The organism is Solibacillus cecembensis (assembly GCF_050272495.1).
Taxonomy (GTDB): Bacteria; Bacillota; Bacilli; order Bacillales_A; family Planococcaceae; genus Solibacillus; species Solibacillus cecembensis.
Map to the genome: position 1 here is coordinate 343720 of NZ_JBNNMF010000001.1, position 24290 is coordinate 368009.

A 24290-nucleotide genomic window follows, 5' to 3' on the forward strand; every position below is an offset into this window, starting at 1 on the left:
ATCATAGGGTATTAAATTGTCATATATACGTTTTGTGACACTAAATGGAATAATTATTATCAAATAGTATAGTTAACGATAGCTCTTAATTAATGCTTGTGTACCATTTTCTCCGCAACCTTCTTCTAGCAGTTTGTCATACATGGATTTTGCTAACTTTAAGCCTGGTAGTTGTAAATTCATACGTTGCGCTTCATCTAGTGCAATTTTCATATCTTTAATCATATGTTTAATATAGAAACCTGGTGCTAAATCTTCGTTAAGAATGCGTGGTGCTAAATTGGATAATGACCATGATCCAGCTGCTCCAGCAGTAATTGAGCGCAACACATCTTCCATTTTTAAACCTGCATCCAAGCCATATGCCATCGCTTCACAGACGCCTATCATGCCAGATGCAATCGCAATTTGATTACACATTTTTGTATGCTGCCCCGCGCCTGCATTTCCTTGATAAACAATATTTTGCCCAAACACTTCAAAAATCGGCTTTAACTGTTCGAAAACTTCTTCATCGCCACCAACCATTAACGATAAAGTGCCATTTTTAGCCCCCACGTCCCCACCTGATACAGGCGCATCGAGACTATGTATACCTATTTCTTTTGCTTTCTCATATAACTTTTGTGCCAATGTAGGCTCTGATGTTGTCATATCCACGACAATCGTACCTGGTGCCACAGTCGAAAAAATTCCATGCTCTCCGTTATACACTTCATCCACATCAGCTGGATAACCTACCATTGTAAAAATAATTTGTTGCCCATTACTCGCTGATGCTGGTGTCTCAGCCCATTTTGCTCCAAGTGAAACTAATGCGTCTGCCTTACTTTTTGTGCGTGTATAAATCGTTACTTCATGTCCAGCATTTAATAAATGTTTGACAATACTCGCACCCATTACACCCGTTCCAACAAATCCAATCTTTTTCACGTCCATCACCAATACCCCCAACTGTTTTTCTTTCATTTTACCAAAACAAGGGCAAAGTTCAATGTAACGAAAAATAATTGTTTCATAATTTAAATAATTCCCCTATATAAGCATTTTTTAAACACTAAATTTCCCATTCCACAAAGCCCATTTTGATAATACTGCTACCTACATCGTGTAGATAGCAGCGTCATTTATTCAATTGAAAGCAAGTTAATTTAATACTTTTAGTTTTACTGTCTTAACGCCCCACGCTATCGCATTATCGTAGGAAGGAATAAATACATCTATTTTATTCCCTTTAATAGCTCCACCTGTGTCTCCAGCAATTGCTTCCCCGTAGCCTTCTACCCATACCTTTGTGCCAAGTGGAATGACTCGTGGATCCACGGCGATTACTTTTCGATTTGGGTTGGCCCGCAAATCAATACCGTAAGCAGTCGTCCCAGAACATCCTGTACAATAAGCCGTATATGCCGTTGCAGTCATAACCATTTCTGCACTTCCCTCATTCGATTCAGGGGGCTCTTCTTCCTCTTTTGCTTCTACTATAGGTGGTGGATTATTCGTAGTCACGACGATTTCCTCCTGTTTTTCTGGCTCATTTTCCTCAACAGTCGTTTCATCTACATTTTGTACTTCAACAGTCAGCTCTTGTCCAGGGTAAATCAAATGATTGTTTAACTGATTTTGACTCATAAGTGAATCAACTGGAATATCATGTGCCAATGCAATGCGGTACAAATTATCTCCCTCTACAACTGTATAAACCTCTTCTACTGGATCATCGTTAAAGGTGACGCCTGAATCTAAACTAACCCCATTCCAATCGTGTAAATCCATTTTCCCATCGACATATATATCGGCAACATTGCTATCATTTATTGGCGCAGGATAATTTATCGCTGCATATGTTACCGAATTCATCGAAATTGCAATAATTGCAAAGATAAAAAAAGCTTTAAATTTCAACATAATGCTCCTCCTCTGTAATAATTTGGTGAATTTCGTCCAGTGTTGCCCCAAAATTACAAGGAATAAACATAATTTAAAGAAAAAGGTGAAAATTATACCAATAATCACTTCTAAATAAGCATTTTTACATACAGAATTTATTGTGGGAAATGTTATATAACCGCGGAAATTTGACGAGAACCGCTAGAATTTTCTTTCTATCCGTCAGTTTTAAGGTTCTATCCGTCACTTTTTGATTTCTATCCATCAGTTTTAAATTTCTATCCGTCACTTTTGAGTTTCTATCCGTCAAACATCATTTAACCAAATAGAATTATTCATTAATAACGCAAATCTATTCGTTATACTAATAGCGACAATCAATCTACTTTTTGAGAATAATTTGTACATTCACTCGTTGTACTAAGTGAAAAAGCTTTTTCAATAAAAAAGGGAGCGAAATAAATGAAAAGTAAACCGGCAAATTTTATTTTGCGATTAAAAAAACAAAAAGAAGATGCACTTGAGTACATTATTGATGCGTATATGCCACTCGTAAAAACGATTGCCATGAAAATTTTACACAATCAAAAACGCTCAGATATTGATGAATGCATTAATGATGTTTTTCTAGCCGTCTGGCAAAATGCAAATCAATTTCAAGGAGAACCTGAAGATTTCAAAAAGTGGCTTAGTATGATTACCAAATATAAAGCCATTGATCGTTATCGCCAAAATGAAAAACAACTAGTCAATGAGCAATCTGATGCGCCGCTTGAAAAAAAAGCGGGCGCGTTGCAAATTGAACGCGAACTTATACAAAAAGAAGCGAAAAATGAAATTCTATTTGCACTCAGTCAATTAGAAGAACTCGATCGCAATATCTTTATGATGAAATACTATTTAGAACTATCCAATAGTGAAATTGCAGATTCACTCGAGTTAACAAAAGCTGCTGTTGATAATCGGCTATACCGTGGAAAAAAAGTATTGGCGACCAATCCCAAATTAAAGGAGCGATTAATATGAGCATAAAGAAATGGATGGAGCTCGATGTGGATCAGCTTGAATTAGAAGAGGTAACGAACTTGGAAAAAGCCCGTGTAAAACAGCATGTACTAAAAAAACGGAAGAAAACACCGCTTTGGCGCAAACTATCCGTAGCAGCCATTCTATTCATTAGTGCGACAGCTGCAACAAGCTTTGCCTTCCCTTCCATCGCATCACAGCTTCCATTTATGGATAATGTCATTCGCTATTTTGATGATGAATATAAGCAATATACGAATTTCGAAACGTTCTCAAATAGCATTGGTTTGGCACAAACGAGCAATGGAATGACCGTTATGATTGATAATGCGGTATACGATGGGACAAATATTACCGTATCCTTTGCGATTGAAACGGAACATAATTTTGGTGATTCCATGCATGTTCGTGCACCTCACTGGTTTGATGTTGTCGGAGCTAGTGGCAGCGGTGGAAGTGATCGCATCACAAAAATAAGTGACAGTCGTTATGTAGGACTTGCTAGTTTCACACCTCGTTTTAAAAACGATGCCTATCCTGAAACAGTCGAAGTCACATGGCAGCCCGAAGCTTTTTATAACACCGGTACAAATATGGAAGTCGAAGGTGATTGGTCATTTGCCTTTTCACTCGACCGTTTAGCAGGTAACGTGCAGCTTGTGAATGAAACAGTTGCCAATTCAGAAGTGAGTTTTACCCTTCAATCCATTGAATACACAGATGTTTCAACAATTCTTTCTTACAACCAAGAAGCTCAAGAAAGCTTGCTGAAAAAATGGAAAGAAGTAACACCTGTTTTCAATATTTCGGATAATCTTGGCAATCAATATATGGAGGGTACTGGCGGTGGTGGTAAAACATCCGATGGCTACCGAACTTTTGAAGGTACAACCGCTTTTGGCGCAGTTCATGAAGACGCTACCGAGCTCTTTATTCAACCTGTCGCAATTGCAAGCTTAATGTATGGTAAAGGACATATTGAGATTGAGTTAGAGCCGATTGTGATTGATTTAAAGTGATTCTATAATCAAACTTGTTAACAGGTTCACCGTGTGGAAAATCAATTTTAGTTGGAGCCGTGTTCATAAAAAAAGAAACTCATTCCCCCAACAGTTAAAGCTGTGAGAGGTATGTAGTTTCTTTTTCAATTTACAATAATATAAATCGCGACATATGTAATCTGGTTTTTAGAAGTCCAAAATACGCTGTATAAGCAATTCCTTCCCTCCCCATACTGATTTTGAAAAGAGGTGACTTCATTTGAATTCAGCAAATCAAAAAAACATCGATGTATCGCTATTGATTATTGTTGCGATTGTTTTCATTTGGTCAATCATTAATCCGAAAGACTATTTAGATTGGCTTGCAGAAGTCAGCCCAGCTGTATGTGTAATTATTATTGTCATTGCAACTTATAATAAATTCAAATTCACGACTCTTGCTTATTGTATTATCGCTCTTTTGTCGATCACCACTTTTATCGGTGGCCATTACACCTATTCTGAAGTCCCTTTATTTAATTGGCTACAAGATGAATTTAATATGAAAAGAAATAACTATGATCGGCTTGGTCATTTTTTAAAAGGATTAGGTGCCATCGTTGTAAGAGAAATATTAATTAGTTTTACCCCATTAAAAAAGGGTGCTTGGCTATCTACTATTACTATTAGCATTATGTTAGCTATAGCCGCGCTGTATGAAATTATTGAATGGCTGAGCACAAAAATTTCAAAAGGTAGCGACTCATCAAAAGATTTTGTAGGGATGCAAGGTGATAAATGGGATGCTCAGTGGGATATGTTGTTAGCCTTTATCGGGTCGGTTTTGACTATCTTTATTTTCACAAAAATGCATGATAAATTATTACGAAGGAAATCCAACTAGTAGCCGTTCAGCCATTTTCTAAAGCAATAAAAACAGGATGCTCCAATACAATTGAAACATCCCGCTCATATTATTCTACTAATTCATTTGCTAACGTTTTTCTACTAATCCAATACCCTTGTACGCTAAAAATAAGAATGACCGCAAATAAAAAGAATGCACTTACGCCAAGCAGTATTTTAAAATCAAAGAAAATCGGCGCGCCTTGATCGACGAGCGATAATAATTTCGTAAATGCTGTTCCAATAAGCGTGCCGACAGCAAGACCGTATAAAATGAATGATAACACTTGCGATAAAATAAGTTTCATGAGCCCATTTGGTGTGAGCCCGATTAAACGCTGAATCGCATAATCTGAGCGCTTGCCATAAATCGTATGGAGCAATGTTTGAATAACCCCTAAACAAGTCGCTGCTACAAGCACAATTAATACACCCATAAGTAAGCTCCAACGTTGGTAATACACCTGTTCAATTTCAGCAGTATATGTGTCATAGTCTGAAAACTTCAATGCCGGCCATCGCTCATGTAGAAAGCTTAGTTCACTTATTGTTTGCTCGATATCCGATGTTTGCACCATAATATCTCGGAGGTGAATAGACGGAGGTAATTGAACAATTTCAGATGACCAGTCAAAATACACATCACTATTCGTATTTTTCGGTTCAATAATACCCACCACTTTTGAAGGTGCAATTTCTTCAACTTGCTGTAGGTCAAAATTATATATACCTAAACGAATTTCATCACCAACATTTAATCCTTCCAATTTTGCAAAATCTGTTGCGACAATGATTCCTTCATCTACTGGACCTGCTATTTCAGGTATTTCACCACGTTCGATTAACTGCTCAATGTCAACTGCTTGGGAATGAACAGCATCCCAGTCGCCGTTCAAAAATAAGTCTGCAGAAGTATGACTGCTTCGTTCATAGGCATAGTCAACAGAAGGTAATGCTTCAATTTCTTTTACGATATCATTCGTAAACGTTGGATCCGATAAATCATTTTTGATTACTACCGGTGCTTCATATAAATATCCGATATAGTCTTTCTCATTCTCTTTTGAACTTTTAACTAATGTTGTCCCGAAAATCAGAATGACCATTAATCCAATAATACTTAATACAATCGGCATATTTTTTCGAACTTGCGGCATTAATTGCTGACATGCTAAATAAGCCTCTTTGCCGAATAGCATCTTTACTGGCTGCAACCCAACTTTTAATAGCATACTAAATAAATAAGGCATTAAATACAAAATAATTAACGTGATGAGTATGCTACCTATTAATATTTGCAGTGCGCTTTTCCCAGAATTGCCTTCAACGAGCCCCGTTAAAAAGCAAAGTAACGCGATAACTGCGACGCTCCCAATTACGAAAAGCTTCCCCTTCGTAAAGCGCAATTCAGTGTCATGATTGTCCGTCATAATTTGCAATGGCAATAAGCGCATACTTTTTTGCACTTGTCGCTGGATGATTCCAAATAGAACAACAAAAAGAGCAGCCGCGATGACGAGCGCTAGCCAAATCGGAAATTCCGTTCGTGCTGGGGGTAATTGCATCTTATCCACAAGGAATGGCAGCCATAATTTGATGACAGCTAAACTAAACAGGACACCAAATGCTAAGCCAATTGATAAAATAGCCATGAGTTGCGCTTGGACAATTTGACCAACTTGTTTTGTCGTTGCACCGAGCGCACGTAATACCGTTAACTGTTCCTTCAATTTAAATAACACGAGCTGGAATGTCGACATTAATAATACCGACGTAATTAATAATACAAAGACCGATAACACAATCATAAAAATAGCTAATGCTTGAAAATTCCTTTTTACAAAATCGTATTCATTGACGATATCAATGCGTAGCTCGCTATCTAATTTCGTTAAAAGCTCTGTAATATATTCAGGTGAAGCGCTTTTATGCAGGTCAATAAGTGCATATTTACCGACATCCTGTTCGGTGGCAGACAACCATTTTTTTACTGTATCATTTGCAAAGATAGCCATTTCTACATCCGAGCCACCAGGTAATGGTGTTAATATTTCTTTCACGACAAATGGCTCGAATTCAATGTCGATTGTGTCGCCTACTTCTTTCTTGAAAAGCTTGGCGATTTTTTGAGAAATGACGACTTCATTTGCCTGTATATTTTCTTCATAATTATAACGACTTTTTACGAGTGCATCATCCTCCACTCCGACCGTATAAACACTCGGCAATTGTCCCTCCACATTCGTATGCGCTAACAGTATAGGTGATACACCTGTTACACCTTCCATCATTTCTATCGCAGCAACTTGGTCGGCGGTCACCCATTGTTTTTGATCTGGATTATAGCCAACGAACATTTCTGCATCGCCAAGTAACGCCTGCATTTCCCCTTCCATTTGCGCTTTGCCATTCCAAATATACATCGACATCGTCATAATTAAGCAAACTGAAACGGCGATGATACTTATACTTGTGACGATTTGAGTAGTTGCCGCGCGAAATAATTTAAAGGCAATTGTTTTTAAGTTAAACATTAATGTTCACCTCTTGAGACAATCTTAAATTTAGCAAGAATCGCGTCTAAATCAGCCTCTGTTTGTTCATTTTGGTAGGAATCCACAATGGCACCGTCATGGAAAAACAGCACGCGATTGGCATAGGTCGCAACATACGGATCATGCGTAACGAGTAAAATTGTTTGCCCCGCACTTTGTATATCAACGAGCAAGCGCAAAATATCGTCCGTTGTATTCACATCGAGCGCACCGGTTGGCTCATCCGCAAGTAAAATCGGTGGTTTCTTAATAATGGCACGTGCAATCGCTACCCTCTGCTTTTGCCCACCTGATAGCTCATGTGGGCGATGTTTACGCCAATTGTATATGCCCAATTGCTGCATCGTTTCTTCAATCCGCACTTTAATTTCCTTGCTCGGGATATCATTTAATATAAGCGGTAACGCAATATTGTCCTCGACATTTAAATCTTTCAATAAATGAAACGACTGAAAGATAAAACCGATATTTTCTTTACGAAAGTTTGATGCGCGTGGCTCTTTATAAATAGCATTCGCTTCTTCACCAAATAAAAAGAGTGTACCTTCAGTCGGTTCATCAATTGCACTGATCATATTAAGGAGCGTACTTTTCCCAGAGCCACTCGTCCCCATAATGGCCACCATTTCCCCTTGATAAATGGTGCAATGGACATTTCTCAATGCATTAACCGCGTGCTCCTTTTGCTTAAACACTTTCGACATGCCTTCAATACGTAAAACTTCTGTTAACCTCGATTGTGGAACCGGAATTTTTTCAATGATTTCCTTCAACGGATTGAACCCATTCATCTATGTAAGCCCCCTTTAATAATTGTCGCAAACGCTGTAATCCCCTACGAATATTCGTTTTCACCGTACCTTCTGGCAGTTCTAAAATCGTTGCTATTTCTTTCACTGTATAATCTTGATAAAAACGAAGCAGCAAAGCCGTTTTATATTTTTCTTCTAATTGAGATAATGCCTGCCACAAATCAATTCCTTCTTCTATATTGGTCGATTGATCAGCCGCTGCATAGGAATCAAATTGTTGTGGCTCGGTTAATTGGGTATATTTCGTTTTCTGTATGTATGTTTTACTGCAATTAATTACGATGCGGGTCATCCAAGTCGAGAAGTGTTGTAATTCCTTCAAATTTGGTAGTGCTTCATATGCACGGATAACTGATTGCTGAAATATATCCACGGCATCATCTTCATTTTGGACATACACATACGCGATTCGGTAAAGTTGATTTTGCAAAGGTTCGATTAGTTCATAAAAGGATTGTTCATCCCCTTGCTGTGCTTTTTCAACTAAACTTGTATGGATCATTACGATACGCGTCGCCCCCTTTCACCTATTAGACTCCAGATTTTTGGATTTCGATTCAACTTTTTACAATTAATTTATATTACCACCATAAATTAGGTGGAATTGCTATTCCAATCTAGACGTTTTCCAAATAAAAAATCCCCTGTATAAAGGCTTAGCTTGCTCCGTTTATACAGGGGAAGATATGAAAATTTAAAGTTGTTTAGTAAAGCAAATAATGCGATTCGCTTCTATAAATCCTAAACGAATATGCATCGAGAGGCTTTCTTCATTATGCAGTTCGCAATCGCTAGCAAATTCATGACAGCCTTGTGTTTTCGCCCATTGTTCACAAGTGGCGATTAATTCCCTAGCTACCCCTTGCTTACGGAATGCATCCTTTACATAAACGCCTTCCAAATAACCAACTGGACTTGTATTTGTACCTTCCACATAATCATTGCGTATTTGGCACTGCGCAAAACCAATCGCTTGTTGTTCATTATACGCCAAAATAATCGTTGCATCTGACTGTGCAATAATCACTTTCATTTCATTAGCCAATGGTTCCATATCATTATCTGGCCATAATTCTAAAGCAAGCTTTGTGACTGTTGGTACATCATCTAAAGTAGCTTTTTTAAACATATTAATTCCCCCTATTTATTACACATTGGCTTCATTATATCGCTTACAATCCACTGCAACCTACTTAATCCACTAAAAAAATTAAGAAGCGGATTTCATCAAAAATGACAAAAGCACTTCTTAACTTTATACAATCAAATATCCCTATTAATTCTTATACGAACTTAACGAATGATACTTCAATGCTTTCACCGTTTCCATTATGTCGGTGCTTTGACAAATAGCCGAAATAACAGCTACCCCATCAGCCCCTTCTGCGCGAACTTCACGTGCATTTTCCGCTGTAATACCGCCAATCGCAACAATCGGATAAGATAAATAAGTTGCTCTTGCTTGCGATAAAAACGTGACACCTGCCGCACCTTTCGCATCAAGCTTAGAAGTCGTTTCAAAAATCGGTCCAATCCCAACGTAATCGGCACCACCTGTTACCGCCGCATCCATTTCTTTCATCGAATGCACAGACACACCAATCCATTTCCCAGGGAATAATGTCCGAATTTGCGCTAAGTTCCTATCATCCTGCCCTACATGGACACCATCCGCAACCATCTCCAACGCCAATTCGACATGATCATTGACGATAAATGGCACATTATATTGTCGACATAACTTCTGACAGCTTTTGGCGAACTGCACGAGCTCTACACCCGTTAATGCACCATCACCTTTTTCACGTAACTGAAACATCGTAATACCTGCTTGTAATGCTTTCTCTAAAATAAAGAGTGGGTCCCCGCTGCAATTATTCGTTCCCATAATAAAATACACATCTAAATCATGTCGTTTCAACAAGCTGTACCTCACTTTTCGCTGTTACTTGCTTATAGGCAAAATGATTGGTCGGTCCATTGCCATTGCCAATGTTTAATGGATTTTCAATGGCTGCCTGAATAAATCTCTTCGCCTCAATGATGGCAGCTCGTACAGCATAGCCTTTCCCTAAAAAAGCCGTGATTGCAGCTGAAAACGTGCAGCCCGTGCCATGTGTATGCTGTGTAGAAATGCGCTCACTCCTCAAAGAAAAGGTTGAGCCATCTTGGAAAAATACCGTATCTACCGCTTCACTACCTTCTAAATGACCACCTTTCATCACTACGCATTGCACACCTAGCTGCAAAATTTGCTGTGCTGCTGCTTGAATATCCGCTGTCGTTAAAATCGTCATTCCTGTAAGAACTTCTGCTTCTGGAATATTAGGTGTCAGCACCGTTGCTAATGGGATAAGTTTTGTTTTAAGCGCTTCAACCGCTTGCTGCTGCAATAAACTCGCGCCCCCCTTTGCAATCATCACTGGATCAACGACGAGCTGTACGTCCACTTGCTGTAAAACCTCCGCAACGGCGTTAATAATATCCGTTGAAAATAACATCCCCGTTTTCATAGCAGTTACAGACAAATCTGCCAATACCACCTCCATTTGAGCTTGAATAAAGTCAGGCGTCGCTGGGAAAATACTCGACACACCTAATGTATTTTGAGCCGTTAAAGCCGTAATGACCGTCGTCCCGTAAACACCAAGTTCCTGAAACGTTTTTAAATCTGCCTGTATACCTGCCCCACCACTACTATCTGAACCTGCAATCGTCATAACAATATTCATAGTTGCTCCTTCAAGGCGTATTTTTCAAGACCATTTAAAACATTCACTTGTACGGAACCGATATACTGCGCTTCACTACTACCTTCTGCCGCAATTTGTTTATATTGTTGTAAAACTTGCTGTAAAATTATTATTTGATTACCTTCAACACTTAGTGCCGCACTGCAAATAGCACTTAGTAAACAGCCAGAACCTGTAATTTGCGTGATTCGTGCATCGCCACCAGTAATTTGCTCCACTACATGGCCATCCGTTACAACATCCGTTTCTCCCGTTACAATAACGATTGTCTGCCATTTTTTCGCTACTTGCTTCGCGACTGCAACTGTATCCATGTCACCTGATCCACTGTCGACACCTTTTGATTGCCACTGGACACCCGCAATTGCTGCAAGTTCACCCACATTACAGCGAATGGCGTCAAAATGGATTTGCTCAAGCAATTGTTGAACGATCTTTTTTCGGAATACCGTAGCACCAACCCCTACCGGATCAAGTACAATCGGAACATTTAATTCATTCGCCCTTTTTCCAGCAATCAACATCGCCTCAAACGTCCATGAATTGATTGTCCCAATATTAATTAACAGTGCATCTGCCATTGCGACCATTTCTGTCACTTCATCCTTGTCATCTGCCATGACAGGAGATGCGCCGATTGCCAGCAAGCCATTTGCAGTAAAATTAGCAACTACATAATTCGTTATACAATGAACGAGCGGTTTTTTCAGATGAATTTTATGCAAAGTCATATTGCGCGACCTCATTTTCCCAGTTTTCTAATGTCCAAGGCATTTCCCAAAACTTCCATTCGTAATAACAGCTTTTGACGAAATGCGCTTTAAAAATAGCAGTTTTATCAGGTTGTTCTTTGACATAGCGATTCATCAGCGCTTTTTGGTAATCAATTGTCGCTTTAAAATCGTCCGCGCTATACATCGCTATCCAATCCTCATATAGCTTAACACCTGGTTTTGCCTCTTTATATTTTTCACCGATTTCCTGATATAACCACGGACATGGGAACATCGCCGCAAAAGCTTCGGCAACATTACCATTATGTGCAGCATTGTACATATGACTTACATAATTATAAGCAGCAGGTGCCGGCTCAAACGCTTGGAGCTCCTCTTCCGAAACACCCAGTTCTGCAAAAACGGTGCGGTGCAATTCAAGCTCTGCTTCGTTAATAAAGCGTGCATTATCCAGATAATACGTAATATCATCATGATGATCCGCTTTAGAAGCTGCAATCGCTAGCACTTTTGTGTAATGCTTTAAATAATAAGCGTCTTGCATCATATAATATTTGAATTTTTCAATTGGGAGCGTGCCATCAACAAGTCCCTTTACAAATGGGTGCTCAAAGCTTCCTTCCCAGTATAAATCTGTTTCTTTTCTTACCTCATCACAAAATGTCATCATTGTTCCTCCTTGTGGTAGGCTTAAGAACAAAAAAAACGCTTCTATTTGCGTATAGCAAAGAAGCGTCTTACTCATTGCTCCCTACGCCAGTATTAACTGAACAGGTTCTAAGGGTCAGGTTTTAACCTTCTCAACGCATATGCGTCCCCCCGCTATTAGAATATTTACTTGGAAAAAAACAAAAAGCCCCCATAAAGGAGAGCTCACGTACAAAAATGCGAAATAGACGAATCGCTATGTACTTTGCTCCCTACGCCAGTGTTAACTGAACAGGTTCCAAGGGTCAGGTTTTAGCCTTCTCAACGCATATAGCGTCCCCCCGCAAATATTTTAATTACTTTTATGCTATCATTATTCCCATTGAATTGCCAATAGTTTTTATTTAACTTTTGACAAATAGCAATAAATTTCCTGATAGTTATGAATCAGTCGGATAACGAAATGGTTATGTTATAGGAATAGGTTGATTTAGAACGTTAAAGATTCTGCTGTATATGCAAGATATTATACAAAGTTTGATACAGTGCAATTTCTTTTAAATAACATTGAAAACCTTGTTGTTTCTCTGTTTAAACAATTGTGCATAAATAGGTGTATATGAATGAAATACTGAAAAACACCTAAAACATTGGTGTGACGACATTTCAGGTGTTCTATTTTATCCCCAAACTTCGATTTGGGAACGTTATTTTGCATGGCTATGTATACCGTAAGTAATACTGAATAGTGTATGAACTTTCTACTTTTTCTGAGCTATTTCTTTGAGTAAAGAAATTATCTCTTTATCTCGTTTACTATTTTCTCTCATTTTCGCATCAATAGATAAACAAGAAATTGCAATAATAACAACCCCAAGTGTAATAATAAATTCCAATGTCTTTAACCCTCATCTCTATTTTTAAAAATATAATTAACTCATTTTACCCTTTAAAATGAGTTCTCGCAGCGTTTCAGAGCGTTATTTTTTAATAAAAACAGCGACAAACACTGATTTAACAGTGCCTGTCGCTGTTTGAAATGTTACCAAGCTTCCATTTGGGAACGTTTTCGCCTGATTGCAGAATACTCTAAACCAGTTTGTTTTCCTTTTTTCTCACAAAAATTGCCACAATGAATAAAATAATTGCATTAGCAATCAAAAGTCCACCAAAAGTAAGCCCCGCCACAGCAGCTGCAAATCCATCTCCAACATTACGACTAACGTTATTCATTGTCAGAACTAGAACTATTGGAGAAGAAATAATAAAAATAACACCCGCCATCATCCATACCAACCAATTCAATAATCTTGATAAAAAGATAACAAATACATTAAGGGTAAAGAGAACTAAAAGGAATATAACCAAAGAATTCATAAAACCCCTCCTTAGTAATGCCACATAATGACCCATTTGCGGAACAACTTAATACATTGTAATTTTACTTTATTATTACGAAACACTCTTAAGTATAACATTAGTTCCCAAAGCGTCGTTGGGGGCTTTTCTTAACTTGACGTTGTAAAAGCACTGTTCAACTAAATCCCCCGTAAGTGAATGAAGGAATACTTAACAACTTTATTATCTTTACACAATAGACATCGTTCTTTTGAATAACTAAAAAACAGGGAATTATTCCATCGTATAACTCAAATGTAATAACACATCCTTAATTTAGAAAGGTGGAGAAAATAGAACGTGTTAAAAAACTTTTATGCAGATTTGCATATACACATCGGTCGCACGTTTAATGGACGCGCAGTAAAAATTACGGGTAGTAAAAACTTAACTTTGGCGAATATTTTACAAACGGCCAGTTCACAAAAAGGGCTCGATTTAATTGGGATTATCGACTGTCATTCACCAGGGGTATTAGAGGAATTGGAGCACTTAATAGCAGAAGGTTCACTTGTACCACTTGCTGAAGGGGGACTGCGATATGACAATACAACACTCATTTTAGGTTCTGAAATTGAAATTTATGATACAAATTGCCACGGACCGATTCATGTACTCGCTTTTTTCCCAACCATTATGCTCATGAAGGAATTTTCAGATTGGATGAGTCAACATGTAACGAATATAAACCTGAGCTCACAGCGTATTTACTGTGACGCAAAAACATTGCAAAACAATGTCACTGAACTCGGTGGCCTGTTTATCCCAGCGCATGTTTTTACGCCGTTTAAAAGTTTATATGGAAAAGGTGTGCTGCAAAGCTTAACAGAAGTATTTGATCCGACGATGATTGATGCAATTGAACTGGGTCTTAGCTCTGATACCGAGATGGTCAGTAAAATAAAAGAGCTTGAACACTATACATTTGTCACCAATTCCGATGCTCACTCTCTCGGAAAAATGGCGCGGGAATATCAAACATTGTATGTAGAGGATGCTAATTTTGTAGAGTTGAAAAAGGCATTGCACAATATAGAGAATCGAACTGTGAGCGCAAATTATGGGTTACATCCGTTACTCGGGAAATATCATCAAACGGTATGTGCCAAGTGTGGACATCATGTGCAGGAGGATGCTGAGCAATGTCCTGAATGCGACAGTAAACAAATTATCAAAGGTGTGGCAACGCGCATACAGGAACTTTCCTCTGATGATCATGTAACAGAACGAAAAAGACCGCCCTACGTCCATCAAGTACCATTAGATTTCATTCCAGGAATCGGTCCAAAAGTGATGCAAAAGCTACTCACCGCATTTGGTACCGAGATGGATATTATACATCGCACAACCGTTCAACAATTAGCGACGGTCGTCCCGCAAAGAATTGCCGAAAGAATTGATTTAGCGAGAACAGGTCAATTACAATTCGCGGTTGGTGGTGGCGGGGTTTATGGGAAGGTTCAATTCGAATGACTGAATTGAACCTTTCTTTTTTCATTAATATCAATTACGCCTCAGCGTAATTGCGTCCAGATTTTTTCGAGGGCCCACAGGACGTGGGTCAGTCAGCCGTTGTCACACGATGTGACGTCTTTAGGCTGACTTCCTCCTTTAAAAATCTGTGACATCCGCCGGGGCAATAACTTGATTTAGCTCTGCTAAAGCAAGTTATTCGTTCTTTTTCAGCATCTCCACATAATCCTCTGATGTTCTTAATTCTACTGTTAGCGAGCCATTTCTATAAATCGCTTTTATAATAAAAGGCACTCCACTTACATTTTGAAAACGGTAATCCAGTGAGCCATAGGAAACTGTAGCATCTCTTTCTTGCGGTACATAGCCTACATCTAATGAATGATGATGTCTTTCCAGCGTGGCAATATGCACTTGATCCACCGCGTTAAAAAGCGTGGACGATGTTTGGCAAATTCCTCCGCCAATGCCCATTACAAGCTTCTTATTAATAATTTCGTGTGCCGGTTGATAGCCACTCTCTACATCTCTAGGCCCCACATTTAAATTAAAAGAAAAAAAATCACCACTGCCGACAATGAGGTTGTGAATAGCCTTTGCTGAGAGCTCGATATTTTTATTTCTCCCCGCATTCGCAGTTTTAAAATAAGTTGTATACGAGGCAATGACTACATCATCCAAGCTTTCGATATTGGCGGCACTATAATTACTTTCGGTCAAATACAATGGTAATGTAACCGTCGTACTTTCATCAGATGTGGCCAATATTTTCTCTACTAATTCACTTTCTTTCAAGACAACTAAAGGACTTCCCTTAATAATCCTGCCATCTTCCCCTAGTTTATCAAGCACCATTTTCTTATCATAACCTGTTACAGTTGCAGAACCTCTCGCTAATTCCTTCGCCATCTTTTCAATTGCCTTTACATAGGCTGTGAAATCCTTTTCGTAACCGAGCTCCATCGGCATAATCGTTTTAATTACTGTGGACGTATTGGGATCAAGTAATTTAATTTCAACAGGCTGTGTAGCTACTGTTTCATTATTAATCTGTTCTTGTATGACGGCATTTTCATATTGGGTTACTTGCTGCACTTGTTCGACTTTACGCTCAGTTTCAGTGATAGGCGCCTCTTTCTCTGAAGAGCCCAAACAACTAGCTAATACAACGGAACACAAAATAATTAGTAAGATAAAGTTTTTTTTCATCTTAATTTACCTCTAGCCTTCATATTTTAAAGTGGATATTTGATATCACTTTGGCATTTTATGCAAAAGCAAGTACGCATGTGCGGCTGTGCTTTTTTACTTATAATTATTATTGACTTACTGGGCTGATTTTAATAATAAAGCTGGCTCATATGAGTGGATTTTTGTACGTAGCAAATAGAAATTCATCCCTTTCTGTCGTATAGACAAAAAAAGAGAGCAGCTGCGATTTACGCTTCTACTCTAAAGGGGGAAATGAGAATGTTGCTGTGTTCAATATTAATATTCCCTACTATTTATTTTATAAACATTTATTTTAATTATTTTGGATATTAATTTTTTTAATTTGATTGTCTAAAATAATTAGGTGTATTTTCATGTTGTTGTTGCTCTTCAAATGCATTTATTAGACGGTCGACTTGTTTACTTAAATTAATGGTTTCTAAACTTTGCAGCCCATTTTCCATGCCTGATTTGATCATTAGCTGCCGCTTCGCTTCGAGTGCTATTAATATTGCGTCGTCCAATTCCCTACCTCCAATCGTGTTAATTACTCAACATAATTATACTTCCTTTTTGCTGCTCATTCAAAAAAATCATTTTTCATTTTTCGACATTTTTTATGCTCTTGGCTCTTTCAAAAACGTATAAATCACGTCGCCACCTTGTTTGGCTTCTCCACGAAAATACTTAAATTGTTCGTCCTTTATTAGTTGTTCACGAAATTGTAAAAAGTTCGCCTTATTTATATGAATTTTTTCAACTTCTCCATTGCGAAGTTGATCCAACATTTGTTTTACATCTTCCATTCAAAATTACCTCACTTTATTTTAATCAATTACGCCTCGGCGTAATTGAGTTCAGATTTTTTCGAGCTTGCTCGAAAAGCTCCCCTTAAAATCTGTAACATCCGCCGGGAGCTTAACTTGATTCAGCCAAGGTATGACCCCTTGCTAAAATAAGTACATTTTTTGTATTCGTCCCCTATTTATAGACGTGGAGGACTACTGCTGCATCAAGTTAATTTATTTATACCCATCACATCAATATAATAAACAATATGATAAAACCTCAACTTTTGCAATTGATTGCTCACCTAAATTTTGTAATATAACTAGTTGTCTAAGGATTTAGATAGGTATTTGTTTGTCCTTAAAAAATTTGCATGGTAAAGGTACGACCTATCATTTTTGAACACCCCTCCACCTCGACATTTCGGGATGCGAAAGTTGGGGGATTGTCTACATACAAATACACCCCCGAATTCTACAAGAGAATTCGGGGGTGTATTTTAGTTGTTCCTTGTTTTTATACTCTCAAGAAAATTCATAAATATTTTGGCTGCTTGGCCGCGTGTTGTTGAATCTTTTGGATTAAATTCCCCCTCAAATCCAGTTGCAATATCCAGTTCATACAGCATGGAGATTGCGTTGATCGTTTCTGCGTCGTAGTTACCAAAATCGGTATAAGGCGCTTTGGCTGCTTCGTATGTTTCACCTGTTTGTAGTGCATACACACGTGCAATGATTAGCGCGATTTGTGCGCGGGTAACTTGCTCCTCAATAACAAAAAAAAGTGGGATATACTTTTCCTAATGGGACAAAACCTATTAAGAGTGACGCCGCCTCCCACGGCAGCGGCGCAACAAATCCGGAAAGTTTCAGAAGCAAAACTTTAAATAGGCTGGCCTTGCACAAAGCACACAGATGAGTCGTATAGATTTGTGCTAACAAAGCTGTGCGCCTCATGTGCTTAGCCAGCCTAAACTAGCACATACTTTAATTAGAAGCTTTGTTAGAAAACTTACATCAGAAGGATAGAATCTTTTGTTTAACTTATATAGAAAATAAACTAAATTTCTTACTAAATTATGAAAAAATTCAAAAAAGCCTTTACGAAAGTCACTTTTTATTGCAAACTGTTAATTATTAGTCGATGAAGGAGCTGACTGCTAATGAGAATTGCAGAAGTTGGAAATATTATCGAGTTTAAAGATGGTCTCAAAGGAATAGTCGAAAAAGTAAATGAAAATTCTGTAATAGTCGATATTACAATGATGGAGAACTTCCATGACTTAGAAATGGAAGGGAAAACCGTTGTAAATCATAAACGCTATAAGATTTTAAATGCCTAAGAGTAAAATAAGGATAAAAATTGCCCTTTTTAGCGTCGATAAGATGCTAAAAGGGCTTTTTTTTGATACGATAAGTTTAGGAGGTCATGTTCATAATGAAAAATCATAAACAAACAATTTTACTCCTTCTGGCTTTAGTTTTTATTTACAGTATGATGTTCTTCACATTTCATGAAAAAGCAATTTTCTGGTATTTATATACCTTTACGTTACTCGTTGGAATTGCGATTTCTTTAGTTGCAAGTAAATTTGAAGATCGACTACCGACATGGCAATATTTACTGTTCGGTATAGGATATGGCACAATTATTTATGGCATAGTGAAATTAGGCTCTCTATTATTACCATTCATCAATGCTGATTTCTCAAATGAAATCGCTAAATTTTTGACGGTTTATGGTCCCGATAATATTTTTCATTACCTGATGTTGATTTTTATTATTGCAACAGGAGAAGAAATGTTTTGGCGAGGCTATGTACAGCAACAGTTAAAACGCTATACCTCTCCTATGTGGGCTGTATTCGTTTCTACGCTTCTATTTTCGTTGTCTTTAGCGATTAGCGGATTTATCCCTGGTGCGATGGCAGCAATGGTTGCTGGCTTAATATTGGGTGCTCTATATGAATGGAAAAAAAGTTTACCCTTAATTATCGTTTCACATGTCGTTTTCGTTTTATTATTATTTTTAGTACTCCCATTAACTTAAACTTAGCAGCAATTAACTAAAATTGCCCATACAAACAACTAAAGGTGGAATTACGATGAAAAAAGGTATGACGATTTTAAGTTCTGTAATTTTACTTTCTATGCTATTAGCAGCCTGTAATACAGACACAAAGGACGTTCCCGAAACACCGGCAACGATTCCCGACGAACAACTAGATCAAACAAGTCCTGAAGATACGAATGCTGACGATCAGCAACCAACAAGTACACCAGAAGAGAAACAGCCAGAAGAGAATACAGATAATACGACAAAATCACTTATTACTTATACATCCAAAGGACAAAAAGTGCAGCAAGACGTGCAAACTTCTACAAGTGAGCAATCAAACTACAGCATTCAACACACAGCGGATTTCACGTTAGTTGCTGAAGAGCCTAATAAAGATTTACTATATCTGAAGGCGGATGATACGATATCAATGGGGATTGAAGTTTTAAACAAAGCGGATGTTTCTTTTGAAGATGTAAAAACAAATGCCATAGAAACAATGGCGGCAATCGCTCCAGAAGGAAAATATGGTGAGCTTGATTTAACTAACTCACTAAAAGATCAAAAGGATTTACTACAATTTGTAGGCTATGAAACGGTTCTAGAAGCTGAAAAGGTGCAAATCATTGTCTTAGAACATGAAGGTAAAATAATCAAGCTGACAATATACGACACACCAAAAGCAGATTTATCCGATGCCTTTTTACAAATGGGTTTAACAATACAATAAATCAAAAAGGGATGGTATAAAACCATCCCTTTTTAATATGATAAATCTTTAATTGATAAGCCCAACTTTTTGAGTAGCTCAATTGCTGTTTCCTTTTCTTCACTCGTTAGCGCACTTAATAATTCATGTAATTGTTGTTCATGCTCTGGAAATAACTCTCCCATAAAAGCAGCACCCGCATCTGTTATTTCCGCGTATGTCACACGACGATCACTTGGGCATGAAATACGAGCTAAATAACCACGTTTCTCTAACTTATCCGCTACATATGTGATTGAACCACTCGCTAGTAAAATTTTATTACCAATTTGTTGCAGTGGCTGACGTCCTTTATGATAAAGTAACTCCAGCACGGCAAATTCCGTAGGGTTAACGCCACTTTTTTGAATAAATTGATTTGTAGATTCATTAATTGCTTTATGTGCTCTTGAAAGTACGATAAATAGTTTTAAGGATTGTTTAATTTCATCTGATGCCATAAATAATCTTCCTCGATTTCGAATTTAGTATGCTTATTATAGCTATGAAAAGAAACCTTTGTCAAAACCCCATTTTATCAAACTTACCTTAGTGTCATCTATTGAGTTACGCGTTTCCTGCTGAAGATAAACATATAGCCTATGAAGTTTTCTCCATTGAATCATTAAAATGACTTAATAAGCTAATATTATCGATATAGGTATTATTGGAAAGATCAAAATCAACAATAAATATAGTCCCTTTCCCCTCTTCACTTTCAACAGTGACTTGTCCTCGGTGCTCATCTACTACAGATTGTACAAGTAGAAGTCCTAAGCCAGTCCCCTTTTCCTTTGTTGTGTAAAACGGGGCAAAAATATTTTCAAGCATCGTTTTATCCATCCCGCGCCCCTCATCCGAAACCGAGAACTGGATGCAATCTTTTGACTTATACCCAAGATATACTCGAATATAACCACCGATTTCTACAGACTCAAGTGCATTTTTAACGAGATTGATCATCATTTGCTTAAGGCGATTTTCATTTCCGTATATGATCGGTTCTCCAATATCATCATATTCACATTCAATAATTGTATTGGATAAAATCGCTTTTGGTTGCAAAATATCGATGACTTCATGCATGATATTTTTTAAATTCACATAGGCTAAATCGAATTTTTTAGGTTTTGAGAAGTCCAATAAATCCTTTAATAAATCATCCATCCGTTGTAGTTCAGATTCGACAATATTAAAATAATCATGATTTGTATCACCAGAATAAGCTCTAATCATCTGTAAAAATCCTTGAATTGATGTCATAGGGTTGCGTATTTCATGTGCAATGGTTGCTACATTTTGCCCTACGACCGTCAACGTTTCTTGATGCGCAACCTTTTCTAACAGTAATACTTTTTCACTTTGGTCTGTAATGTTTGTAAATATAATGCCTAGCCCTTCATCCACTTTACTCTCGAAATGTAGGTACTTAATCCTTCCAAATTCATCATGCTTCTTTACAATAATCTTAGCTGTCTCTTTTTTAAATAATTTATCATAATAATTGAAAATAAGATGCGACTCATAACTGCAATCTTCAAATAAACAATCATGACTTCTATTTTCAATTTGTCGTAAGTCTCGATTTAATAGCTCAAGAGCCGTATGATTTGCTATTGAAATTTTGCCATTTAAACTAGTTAACAATACGCCATTCGAAATACTATTAATCAACCGTTGTAATGGTATAATTCCATTCATTTCCATGAGTTCTTTTTTCACTACGTTGCTACACAAGGTAACTCTTCCAAAAACAATTTGCTTTTCTTTAATCAGATTACCAACTATTGTTATGCTCATTTCTCTTTTTTCTTGATTAATAATTGTAATCGAACAATTTGCAGTTGGTTCATGTTGCAGTTTTTCAATAAAATGAGCCCATTCCAAAATTGATTCATCTGTTAGTTGTAATTGGCTTGATTTAGTATCCGATATTTGAAGCACTTCTTCAGCTTTCTTATTGACGAACACTAATTCCCTAGAACATTTTAACGCAACAATTAATTCATCTGCTTGCTGAAATAATCCCTCTAATAAATGATTAATATGAGTTTCCATGTTTTAACAAACCTCCACAATTAACGAATTTCAATTTTCAGACTATTTTACGAAACACCTTAAATTATTCCATAATAATCCACATAATTAAATGGGTAAAATATATCATATTGTTTGCCTATTAATGGACTGCTACAATAGAATATATGAAGAGGAGATAATAATTATGAAAATAGTTTTAAGTACGTTAAACGCCAAATACATCCATACAAATTTAGCTATTCGCTGCCTCAAAGCTAGCGCCCAGCCTGAATTTGATAGTGTTTTGGCCGAATATACCATTAAAGACCCTGCCTTTAATATCGTTTCAGATCTATTTCAAATGAAACCCGATGTTATTGGATTTAGCTGTTACATTTGGAATATCCGGGAAACAATCGAAGTCATCCAAATGCTCAAAACTGTACTACCTGATGTTAAAATTGTGCTCGGAGGTCCAGAAGTATCCTACGATGTACATGATTGGTTAAAGAAAAATAAAGAAATTGACTTTATTATTATGGGTGAAGGTGAATTGTCCTTCAAAAAATTATTACACTATTTTAATGATGAAATTTCTTTAGAAGAAGTACCTGGAATTTGTTATTTACAAGACAATAAAGTTAGAATCCACGCACAGCCAGCTAAAATTGACTTACGTGAATTGGCATCTCCTTTCCGTTTTGATGATGATCTACCACATCTAGGTAAAAGAATTCAGTACATTGAAACAAGTCGCGGCTGCCCTTTTAGCTGTCAATTTTGCTTGTCTTCAATCGAAGTTGGTGTTCGCTACTTTAATCGAGAGAAAATTAAAGAAGATATCCGTTATTTAATGGACAATGGCGCACGAACGATTAAATTTGTTGACCGTACATTCAACATTAGTCGCAGCTACGCAATGGAAATGTTCCAATTTTTAATTGATGAGCATAAGCCAAATGTTGTATTCCAATTTGAAATTACGGCAGATATTATGCGTCCTGAAGTCATCCAATTTTTAAATGACAATGCACCAAGAGGCCTTTTCCGTTTTGAAATTGGTGTTCAATCGACGAATGATTTAACGAATGATTTAGTAAAACGTCGTCAAAACTTTGAAAAGCTGACACGCACTGTAACGATGGTCAAAGATGGCGGAAAAATTGATCAACATTTAGATTTAATTGCGGGCTTACCAGAGGAAGATTATGCTTCTTTCCGCAAAACATTTAATGATGTATTTGAGATGCGTCCTGAAGAGCTACAACTCGGTTTCTTAAAACTATTACGTGGAACCGGCTTACGTATGGAAGCTAAAAAATTCGGTTATACGTATGTTGATATTGCACCGTATGAAATATTCTCAAATAACGTGTTAACATTTGATGATATTGTTCGCATTAAACATGCTGAGGATGTTTTAGAGAAATATTGGAATGCCCATCGCATGGACAATACAATCGAATATTTAGTAGCTCATGTATTTGAAACACCTTTTGATTTCTTCCAAAACTTCGGCACGTATTGGGAAACGAAAGGCTGGTCACGTATCGGGCATCAGTTAGAAGATTTATTCAATCGTTTAATCGAATTTTTAAAAACGCTCGATCATGTTGATTTAGACATCGTCATTAGCTTGATGAAATACGATTATTTACTTGCACAACAATTCCAGCCGCGCAAATCGTGGTGGCAGGATCGTTTAACAGAAGAGGAAATGAAAGCTGTTTACGCACGTATTAAAGAAAATCCAGCAGTAGTTGGTACTGACTTTGCTGATATGATGGTGAATGAACGTGATTTATTCAAGCACTCGTTAATTTTGCCATTCCATTTTGATTTAGCAACGTACACACTTGGACAACCTACGAAAAAAACAGGCTATTTGTTCACGTACTTCCGCAATGGACAAGCACCTTATTTTTATACGTTTAACTAAAAATAAAACGCTTCAAAATCGATTCGTCGATTTTGAAGCGTTTTTTATTTACCCAATAATAACACGCATTAAAGCGTGGTTATTTTATGTGTTTTTATTTATTTTTCTACTATATAAAATAGTGTTTTTATTTTTTGTTGTTTTATGATTTGTTATTTTGTATTTACGATAGGGGTCAAATTTGGGGTCATAACAATATTTCTCATTTTTATGTTATTTATAATTCCCATCAAAATAAAATAGCCCTCCACTTGGTTGAACTGCTCCCTGTCAAGTAGACAGCGGGAATAATAAAAATTCTTTATGCGGCTTGAGCCCTGTATTCTAAGGGGCTCAAGCCGTTTAATCTT

General features: G+C 37.3%; 27 protein-coding genes and 2 riboswitches. Of the genes, 8 read left to right on the top strand and 19 right to left on the bottom strand.

Features of this window, described 5'->3' with window-relative positions; genetic code table 11:
• Nucleotides 1–72: 72 nt before the first annotated feature.
• Nucleotides 73–939, bottom strand: a complete 867-nt coding sequence (locus tag ACQKIH_RS01805; protein ID WP_427763076.1) for an NAD(P)-dependent oxidoreductase — start codon at nucleotides 937–939, stop codon at nucleotides 73–75.
• Nucleotides 940–1146: 207 nt separating this feature from the next.
• On the bottom strand, nucleotides 1147–1908 hold the full coding sequence (locus tag ACQKIH_RS01810; protein WP_427763077.1) for a 3D domain-containing protein: 762 nt from the start codon (nucleotides 1906–1908) through the stop codon (nucleotides 1147–1149).
• A 444-nt stretch (nucleotides 1909–2352) separates the two neighbouring features.
• On the opposite strand from ACQKIH_RS01810, the gene ACQKIH_RS01815 reads away from it, so the two are divergent.
• The 3 genes from ACQKIH_RS01815 (at nucleotide 2353) to ACQKIH_RS01825 (ending at nucleotide 4800) form a co-directional block, all read left to right on the top strand.
• On the top strand, nucleotides 2353–2916 hold the full coding sequence (locus ACQKIH_RS01815) for a sigma-70 family RNA polymerase sigma factor (RefSeq protein WP_427763079.1): 564 nt from the start codon (nucleotides 2353–2355) through the stop codon (nucleotides 2914–2916).
• Nucleotides 2913–3935: a DUF4179 domain-containing protein gene (locus tag ACQKIH_RS01820; protein ID WP_427763081.1), complete on the top strand. Its 1023-nt coding sequence runs from the start codon at nucleotides 2913–2915 to the stop codon at nucleotides 3933–3935. The genes ACQKIH_RS01815 and ACQKIH_RS01820 overlap by 4 nt, the downstream gene beginning before the upstream one ends.
• A gap of 241 nt (nucleotides 3936–4176) precedes the next feature.
• On the top strand, nucleotides 4177–4800 hold the full coding sequence (locus ACQKIH_RS01825) for a DUF2238 domain-containing protein (RefSeq protein WP_427763082.1): 624 nt from the start codon (nucleotides 4177–4179) through the stop codon (nucleotides 4798–4800).
• A gap of 70 nt (nucleotides 4801–4870) precedes the next feature.
• Here ACQKIH_RS01825 and ACQKIH_RS01830 read toward each other — a convergent pair whose 3' ends face one another.
• The 10 genes from ACQKIH_RS01830 to ACQKIH_RS01875 form a co-directional block, all read right to left on the bottom strand.
• Nucleotides 4871–7336: an ABC transporter permease gene (locus tag ACQKIH_RS01830; RefSeq protein WP_427763084.1), complete on the bottom strand. Its 2466-nt coding sequence runs from the start codon at nucleotides 7334–7336 to the stop codon at nucleotides 4871–4873.
• Nucleotides 7336–8061: an ABC transporter ATP-binding protein gene (locus ACQKIH_RS01835; protein ID WP_427763126.1), complete on the bottom strand. Its 726-nt coding sequence runs from the start codon at nucleotides 8059–8061 to the stop codon at nucleotides 7336–7338. The genes ACQKIH_RS01830 and ACQKIH_RS01835 overlap by 1 nt, the downstream gene beginning before the upstream one ends.
• 52 nt (nucleotides 8062–8113) lie before the next feature.
• The gene (locus ACQKIH_RS01840) at nucleotides 8114–8671 is read right to left on the bottom strand and encodes a sigma-70 family RNA polymerase sigma factor (RefSeq protein WP_427763086.1); all 558 of its coding nucleotides are present in this window, start codon (nucleotides 8669–8671) and stop codon (nucleotides 8114–8116) included.
• Nucleotides 8672–8863: 192 nt separating this feature from the next.
• Nucleotides 8864–9298: an aminoglycoside 6'-N-acetyltransferase gene (gene aac(6') / locus ACQKIH_RS01845; RefSeq protein WP_427763088.1), complete on the bottom strand. Its 435-nt coding sequence runs from the start codon at nucleotides 9296–9298 to the stop codon at nucleotides 8864–8866.
• Between the two features lie 147 nt (nucleotides 9299–9445).
• Nucleotides 9446–10090, bottom strand: a complete 645-nt coding sequence (thiE, locus tag ACQKIH_RS01850) for a thiamine phosphate synthase (RefSeq protein ID WP_427763090.1) — start codon at nucleotides 10088–10090, stop codon at nucleotides 9446–9448.
• Nucleotides 10077–10901 (bottom strand): bifunctional hydroxymethylpyrimidine kinase/phosphomethylpyrimidine kinase, encoded by an 825-nt coding sequence (gene thiD / locus ACQKIH_RS01855; RefSeq protein ID WP_427763091.1) that lies wholly within the window; start codon nucleotides 10899–10901, stop codon nucleotides 10077–10079. The genes thiE and thiD overlap by 14 nt, the downstream gene beginning before the upstream one ends.
• Nucleotides 10898–11653, bottom strand: coding sequence for a hydroxyethylthiazole kinase (thiM, locus tag ACQKIH_RS01860; RefSeq protein WP_427763093.1), 756 nt, complete (start codon nucleotides 11651–11653; stop codon nucleotides 10898–10900). The genes thiD and thiM overlap by 4 nt, the downstream gene beginning before the upstream one ends.
• Nucleotides 11640–12323 (bottom strand): thiaminase II, encoded by a 684-nt coding sequence (gene tenA / locus ACQKIH_RS01865; RefSeq protein ID WP_427763095.1) that lies wholly within the window; start codon nucleotides 12321–12323, stop codon nucleotides 11640–11642. The genes thiM and tenA overlap by 14 nt, the downstream gene beginning before the upstream one ends.
• A gap of 64 nt (nucleotides 12324–12387) precedes the next feature.
• Nucleotides 12388–12487: riboswitch (TPP riboswitch) on the bottom strand.
• Nucleotides 12488–12556: 69 nt separating this feature from the next.
• A riboswitch (TPP riboswitch) is annotated at nucleotides 12557–12657 on the bottom strand.
• A 408-nt stretch (nucleotides 12658–13065) separates the two neighbouring features.
• Nucleotides 13066–13200 carry a hypothetical protein gene (locus tag ACQKIH_RS01870; RefSeq protein ID WP_427763096.1) on the bottom strand — a complete coding sequence of 45 codons (135 nt, stop codon included), beginning with the start codon at nucleotides 13198–13200 and terminating at the stop codon, nucleotides 13066–13068.
• Between the two features lie 193 nt (nucleotides 13201–13393).
• Nucleotides 13394–13681 carry a hypothetical protein gene (locus tag ACQKIH_RS01875; protein WP_427763097.1) on the bottom strand — a complete coding sequence of 96 codons (288 nt, stop codon included), beginning with the start codon at nucleotides 13679–13681 and terminating at the stop codon, nucleotides 13394–13396.
• A 321-nt stretch (nucleotides 13682–14002) separates the two neighbouring features.
• Here ACQKIH_RS01875 and ACQKIH_RS01880 point away from each other — a divergent pair, with 321 nt between their 5' ends.
• Nucleotides 14003–15175 (top strand): endonuclease Q family protein, encoded by a 1173-nt coding sequence (locus ACQKIH_RS01880; protein ID WP_427763099.1) that lies wholly within the window; start codon nucleotides 14003–14005, stop codon nucleotides 15173–15175.
• Nucleotides 15176–15370: 195 nt separating this feature from the next.
• Here ACQKIH_RS01880 and ACQKIH_RS01885 read toward each other — a convergent pair whose 3' ends face one another.
• The 4 genes from ACQKIH_RS01885 to ACQKIH_RS01900 all read right to left on the bottom strand — a co-directional run bounded on the left by ACQKIH_RS01885 (nucleotide 15371) and on the right by ACQKIH_RS01900 (nucleotide 17900).
• The gene (locus ACQKIH_RS01885) at nucleotides 15371–16384 is read right to left on the bottom strand and encodes a VanW family protein (RefSeq protein WP_427763100.1); all 1014 of its coding nucleotides are present in this window, start codon (nucleotides 16382–16384) and stop codon (nucleotides 15371–15373) included.
• Between the two features lie 341 nt (nucleotides 16385–16725).
• Nucleotides 16726–16911, bottom strand: coding sequence for a Spo0E family sporulation regulatory protein-aspartic acid phosphatase (locus ACQKIH_RS01890; protein ID WP_427763102.1), 186 nt, complete (start codon nucleotides 16909–16911; stop codon nucleotides 16726–16728).
• Nucleotides 16912–17004: 93 nt separating this feature from the next.
• A complete protein-coding gene (locus ACQKIH_RS01895) occupies nucleotides 17005–17193 on the bottom strand; it encodes a hypothetical protein (RefSeq protein WP_057985593.1) in 189 nt (62 codons plus the stop codon).
• Nucleotides 17194–17675: 482 nt separating this feature from the next.
• Entirely contained in the window at nucleotides 17676–17900 is a 225-nt protein-coding gene (locus ACQKIH_RS01900) for an S-layer homology domain-containing protein (protein WP_427763104.1), read from the bottom strand.
• Nucleotides 17901–18338: 438 nt separating this feature from the next.
• Here ACQKIH_RS01900 and ACQKIH_RS01905 point away from each other — a divergent pair, with 438 nt between their 5' ends.
• The 3 genes from ACQKIH_RS01905 to ACQKIH_RS01915 all read left to right on the top strand — a co-directional run bounded on the left by ACQKIH_RS01905 (nucleotide 18339) and on the right by ACQKIH_RS01915 (nucleotide 19964).
• On the top strand, nucleotides 18339–18518 hold the full coding sequence (locus tag ACQKIH_RS01905; RefSeq protein ID WP_057985587.1) for a YkvS family protein: 180 nt from the start codon (nucleotides 18339–18341) through the stop codon (nucleotides 18516–18518).
• Between the two features lie 95 nt (nucleotides 18519–18613).
• Nucleotides 18614–19225 (top strand): CPBP family intramembrane glutamic endopeptidase, encoded by a 612-nt coding sequence (locus tag ACQKIH_RS01910; protein ID WP_427763106.1) that lies wholly within the window; start codon nucleotides 18614–18616, stop codon nucleotides 19223–19225.
• 55 nt (nucleotides 19226–19280) lie between these two features.
• Nucleotides 19281–19964: a chemotaxis protein gene (locus ACQKIH_RS01915; RefSeq protein ID WP_427763107.1), complete on the top strand. Its 684-nt coding sequence runs from the start codon at nucleotides 19281–19283 to the stop codon at nucleotides 19962–19964.
• A gap of 32 nt (nucleotides 19965–19996) precedes the next feature.
• Here the strand turns inward: ACQKIH_RS01915 and ACQKIH_RS01920 are convergent, their stop codons facing one another.
• Together ACQKIH_RS01920 and ACQKIH_RS01925 are read right to left on the bottom strand one after the other, a co-directional pair.
• Nucleotides 19997–20443 (bottom strand): MarR family winged helix-turn-helix transcriptional regulator, encoded by a 447-nt coding sequence (locus tag ACQKIH_RS01920; protein WP_057985581.1) that lies wholly within the window; start codon nucleotides 20441–20443, stop codon nucleotides 19997–19999.
• Nucleotides 20444–20582: 139 nt separating this feature from the next.
• Nucleotides 20583–22040, bottom strand: a complete 1458-nt coding sequence (locus ACQKIH_RS01925; protein WP_427763108.1) for an ATP-binding protein — start codon at nucleotides 22038–22040, stop codon at nucleotides 20583–20585.
• Between the two features lie 166 nt (nucleotides 22041–22206).
• On the opposite strand from ACQKIH_RS01925, the gene ACQKIH_RS01930 reads away from it, so the two are divergent.
• Nucleotides 22207–23940, top strand: coding sequence for a B12-binding domain-containing radical SAM protein (locus ACQKIH_RS01930; protein ID WP_427763109.1), 1734 nt, complete (start codon nucleotides 22207–22209; stop codon nucleotides 23938–23940).
• 152 nt (nucleotides 23941–24092) lie between these two features.
• Here ACQKIH_RS01930 and ACQKIH_RS01935 read toward each other — a convergent pair.
• Nucleotides 24093–24290: hypothetical protein (locus ACQKIH_RS01935; protein ID WP_427763110.1), on the bottom strand; the 198-nt coding region annotated here is incomplete at its 5' end.